Consider the following 4,835-nt stretch of genomic DNA (forward strand, 5'->3'; position numbering starts at 1 on the left):
GATCACAGGCCGCCGCGCTCGCCGCCGCCTTCGCCCGCCGCGCCCGGCGCGAGCGCCCGCGCCCGCAGCGCGTCCCCGGGGGACCGGCGCACCATGGCCAGCGCGTCCAGCAGCAGCCCCTCGAACGCGCCGTCCGCGGACGCCGCCGGCAGCTCCTCGCCGACGTCGGTCACGTACCGCAGCCGCATCCCGGTCCGCACCAGATGCACGCCGATCGACGCCGTCACCGACACCGCCCGCTCGAACGTGCCGCCCGGGCCGTCGCCCCAGTGCGCGTTGCGGCGGGTGTCCAGGAACAGGGTCCCGCTGCTCTGCCAGTGCTGCTCCTCGCGCCGCACCATCAGCTCGCCGCGCCGCGCGGTCGACCGCCAGTGCACCCGGCGCAGATCGTCGCCGTGCCGGTAGTCGCGCGGCGCCACATCGTCCTCGCCCGCCGCCGCGACCGCCCGCGCGAGGCTGTCGCCGCCGCCCGTCCACCGCGCCCGACAGCCGCCCCGGACGCAGCGGCACGACCTCCGGCGTCACCGTGAGGGAGTCGGCGGAACTGAACGAGCGCACCAGCTCCACCATCCCGAACGGGTCGGTGAGCCGGACCGTCAGCGGCCCGACCCGGTACCGGCCCCGCACGTCCGAACGGACCCGGTACCGCAGCTCACGCGACCCCTGCGGCTCGATCCGGTCGATCAGGAACCGGGCCCGCCCGCCGAGCGCGTACGGGATCCGGTCCTCCACCATCAGCAGCCCGCTCGGCAGCCGCGACACGTTCTCCAGCCGCAGGTCGATCCGGGACTCGCGGCCCACCGGCAGCCGCGTCGGCGACAGCCGCCGCGCGCACGCCAGCCGGTAGCGGGTGCGCGCCACCGCGAACGTGCACAGCAGCGGCAGCACCAGGACCAGCACCCCGGCACGCAGCAGGTCCCGCTCGCCGAGCACGAACGCGCACGCGATCGCGGTCGCGCCGGCGGCGACGAACGACCGCCCGCGCGTGGTGAGGCCGGCCAGCGCTCTGCGCACCGCTCACCTCCCGGGGGCGGGAACCGGCACGCGGCGCACCAGGTCGGCGACCACGTGCTCGGACCGCCGCCCGTCCACCTGCGCCTCCGTGGTCGTCAGCAGCCGGTGCGCCAGCACGGGGACGGCGAGTTCCTGCACGTCGTCGGGGATCACGTAGTCGCGCTCGTCCAGCGCCGCGTACGCCCGCGCCGCCTTCACCAGCTGCAGCGTGGCGCGCGGCGACGCGCCGAGCCGCAGATCCGGATGCGACCGGGTCGCGGCGATGAGGTCGATCACGTACTGCCGCACGTCCGCCGACACCTCGACGCCCCGCACCACCTCGATCAGCTCCCGGACGTCCGTCGCGTGCGCCACCGGGACCAGCCGGTCCAGCGGGGACGAACGGCCGTGCACGTCCAGCATCGCCAGCTCCGCGGCCGGGTCGGGTACCCCATCGAGATGCGCGCGGTGAACCGGTCGCGCTGCGCCTCCGGCAGCGGGTAGGTGCCCTCCATCTCGACCGGGTTCTGCGTCGAGATCACCATGAACGGCGGCTCCAGCCCGTACGTGGTGCCGTCGACCGTGACCTGCCGCTCCTCCATGCACTCCAGCAGCGCCGACTGCGTCTTCGGGGACGCCCGGTTGATCTCGTCGCCGACCACGATGTTGGCGAACACCGGGCCCGGCTTGAACTCGAACTCGCGCAGCTCCTGGTTGTAGGCGCTGACCCCCGTGATGTCGCTCGGCAGCAGGTCGGGCGTGAACTGCACGCGCCGCACCGAGCAGTCCACCGACCGGGCGAGGGCCTTGGCGAGCATCGTCTTGCCGACCCCCGGCACGTCCTCGATCAGCAGGTGGCCCTCCGCCAGCAGGACCGTGAGCGCGAGCCGCACCGCCGCGGGCTTGCCCTCGATCACCGATTCCACGGCGCCCCTGATCCGGCCCGCGACCTTCGCCAGGGCCTCCAGCCCCGGCCCGGGCTCCGCGCGGGCGGCTCGCCGCGCGCGGCGGAGCGGGGGGATTCGCCGTGCGTTCCTACTGCCACCAAACCTCCTCAGCCGTCCGGCCGCGTGGGCGCCCCGGGCGGGGCCCGCGGGCCCGGCAGGGCCCGGCACCGAAAACGCGGCCCCGCTTGCCGCGGGCCGGTGCCGCGGTCCACGCGCCACCCCAACAGACAGTACGTCGTCACGATCGTCACCGCGATGTCCGCGGCGGGCACGAGTCCGCCGCGCGGCGGTCCGGACGGGTTCACGGTGCGGTGTCCGCACCCCGGCCGGGCGCACGCCCGGACCCGTCCGCGTCCGCCGCGCGGGCGGCCCGCGGAGCGCCCCCCGCGCGCCCCACTCCGCACCACCCGTTCTGACCTGCGCATACTCCGACGATCTTGTTTCGCCGAAGCGGTTTTCGTTGTTGACGGTGGGGAAGAGTGGAGTAGAGTGGGGCGCCGTGGGGGGCGGCGCGTCCCTTGCGGCGCGGGAGGTGGGCCGGTGTTCCTCGGCACCCATTCACCGCGCCTCGACGACAAGGGACGGCTGTTCCTGCCGGCGAAATATCGCGAGGAACTGTCGGGGGGATTGGTGATCACGAAGGGCCAGGAGCGCTGCCTGTACGTCTTCCCCATGGCAGAGTTCCAGCGCATCACCGAGGCTCTGCGTGCCGCGCCGGTCACCGAGAAGGCGGTACGGGCCTACAGCCGCGTCTTCTTCGCCAGCGCGTCCGATGAGATCCCCGACAAGCAGGGCCGCATCACCATCCCGCAGCCGCTGCGCACCTACGCGGGTCTCGCCAAGGAATGCACCGTGATCGGGGCCAACACGCGCCTCGAGATCTGGGACGCCAAATCCTGGGAGACCTACCTCGAGCAGGAGGAGCAGGTCTTCTCCGATGTCTCGGAGGAGGTGTTGCCAGGGATCCTCTGAGACGAACGACTCGTCGGTCCGACGACCGGCACTGGCCCGCGTTCGGCCAGGTCTCCAGCCGCTCTCCAGCCATCTGGCGCAGCTTCCCCGGTGCCAGGCGGCGACCCCCGCTCATACGCGGTGAACTTCCTCCAGGGCAGCGGATGGGGACCTGGCCGGGCGAGGCCGCCGCCGGGGGGCGGACATCGGTCCGGACCGGCGATGCTGCACAGAACCGCGAGCCAGTGGCAGCACATGGGGGGTTGGAAGATGGACGAGGGCGACCACGCGCCCGAGACCGGTCACGTACCGGTCATGCTCGGTCGCGTCCTGGAACTGGCGGCCCCCGCGATCGACGCCGTCCCCCGCGACGAGACCCCCGTGCACATCGACGCCACCCTCGGCATGGGCGGCCACGCCGAGGCGATGCTGCGGGCCCACCCGCGGCTGCGCCTCATCGGCCTGGACCGCGACACCACCGCGCTGGAGCGATCCGCCCGGCGCCTCGAACCCTTCGGCGACCGGGTCGTCCTGGAGCACGCCGTCTACGACGAGATCCCGCGGGTGCTGCGCCGCCTCGGCGTCCCCGCCGCGCACAGCGTGCTGTTCGACCTCGGCGTCTCCTCCCCGCAGCTCGACGAGGCCGACCGCGGCTTCGCCTACTCCTACGACGCCCCCCTCGACATGCGGATGGACCGCACACAGCGGCTCACCGCGGCCGAAGTCGTCAACGACTACCCGCCCGCCGAACTCGCCCGCATCCTGCGCGAGTACGGCGAGGAGCGGTTCGCCCAGCGGATCGCCGCCGCGATCGTCCGGGAACGGGAACGCGAACCGCTGGAGACGACGCGGCGGCTGGCCGACCTCGTGCGCACCTCGATCCCCGCCGCGACCCGCCGCACCGGCGGCAACCCCGCCAAGCGGACCTTCCAGGCGCTGCGCATCGAGGTGAACGGCGAACTGGAGACCTGGCGGCGGGCGCTGCCCGCCGCCCTGGACGCGCTCCCGGTCGGCGGCCGGGTCGTCGTCCTCAGCTACCACTCCCTCGAGGACCGCATCACCAAGAAGGTCCTCGCCGCGCAGGCGGCCGACACCACCCCGCCGGGCCTGCCGGTCCCGCTGCCCGAGCACGAGCCGAGGTTCCGGCTGCTCACCCGCGGTGCCGAACTGCCGTCCGACGAGGAGACCACCACCAACCCGAGGGCCGGATCGGTGCGGATGCGCGCCGCCGAGCGGGTCCGGGAGGCGACATGACGACCACCAGCAGACGTCCGCCGCGCACGCCGCCGAAGCGGCAGCCGTCCCGCCGCCGCAAGCCGGCCGACGGGACCGCGGCCGAACCCGCGAAGCCGTCCGGCACCGCCGCGAAACCCGCCGCGAAGAAGGCGCCCGCGAAGAAGGCACCGGCGAAGCCCGCGGCCAAGAAGACGACGAAGACGACGAAGACGACGAAGGCACCGAAGGCGCCGGCGAAGGCGACCGGGACCACGGCCCCGCCGAAGACGACGCCCAAGAAGAGGGCCACGCCCAAGACCGCGCCCAAGAGCACGGTCGAGGCCGCGCCCAGGCGAGTCGCGCAGTCGCCGCCGCGCACGCCGTTCATCCTGCTCATCGTCGGCCTGCTCGGCGGCGCCCTGGTCAGCCTCCTGCTGCTCAACACCGTCCTCGCGAAAGACGCCTTCACCCTCACCGGGCTGCAGCAGAGCAACGAACGGCTGGAGGAGCGGGCGCAGGAACTCGAGGTGGAAAACGCCGAGGCACGCTCCCCGGAGAAGATCGCGGAGATCGCCGAGAACCTCGGCATGAAGCCGAACGAGGTCCCGGTCTTCTTCGACACCGACACCGGCCGCACCAGCGGCGGCGAGATCCGGCCCGTGCCGCACGCGGACGCCGCCGCGGCCACCGCCGCCGAGCGTCATCGGCGTACCGGGCACGGTCGTCCCA

5 protein-coding genes and 1 pseudogene are annotated in these 4,835 nt (G+C 73.8%); 4 read left to right on the forward strand and 2 right to left on the reverse strand.

Features of this window, described 5'->3' with window-relative positions; all coding sequences use genetic code 11:
- Positions 1-2: 2 nt before the first annotated feature.
- Entirely contained in the window at positions 3-419 is a 417-nt protein-coding gene (locus BJF79_RS62590; protein ID WP_262402863.1) for a DUF58 domain-containing protein, read from the reverse strand.
- Positions 420-526: 107 nt separating this feature from the next.
- Here BJF79_RS62590 and BJF79_RS62595 point away from each other — a divergent pair, with 107 nt between their 5' ends.
- Positions 527-847: a hypothetical protein gene (locus tag BJF79_RS62595; RefSeq protein WP_262402864.1), complete on the forward strand. Its 321-nt coding sequence runs from the start codon at positions 527-529 to the stop codon at positions 845-847.
- A 170-nt stretch (positions 848-1,017) separates the two neighbouring features.
- Here the strand turns inward: BJF79_RS62595 and BJF79_RS32390 are convergent.
- A pseudogene (locus tag BJF79_RS32390) lies at positions 1,018-1,961 on the reverse strand (AAA family ATPase).
- 519 nt (positions 1,962-2,480) lie between these two features.
- Between BJF79_RS32390 and mraZ the strand changes: the two are divergent.
- The 3 genes from mraZ to BJF79_RS32405 form a co-directional block, all read left to right on the forward strand.
- Entirely contained in the window at positions 2,481-2,912 is a 432-nt protein-coding gene (gene mraZ, locus BJF79_RS32395) for a division/cell wall cluster transcriptional repressor MraZ (protein ID WP_075903167.1), read from the forward strand.
- Between the two features lie 234 nt (positions 2,913-3,146).
- Entirely contained in the window at positions 3,147-4,145 is a 999-nt protein-coding gene (gene rsmH, locus BJF79_RS32400) for a 16S rRNA (cytosine(1402)-N(4))-methyltransferase RsmH (RefSeq protein WP_075903171.1), read from the forward strand.
- Positions 4,142-4,835 (forward strand): hypothetical protein (locus tag BJF79_RS32405; protein ID WP_075903169.1); only part of this gene is annotated, 694 nt, incomplete at its 3' end. The genes rsmH and BJF79_RS32405, both read left to right, overlap by 4 nt.

This window comes from Actinomadura sp. CNU-125 (genome assembly GCF_001942465.1).
Lineage (GTDB): Bacteria > Actinomycetota > Actinomycetes > Streptosporangiales > Streptosporangiaceae > Spirillospora.

Excerpts from the sequence above, each read along its gene's own strand:
- rsmH (WP_075903171.1), top strand. The coding sequence starts at position 3,147 with ATGGGGGGTTGGAAGATGGACGAGGGCGACCACGCGCCCGAGACCGGT.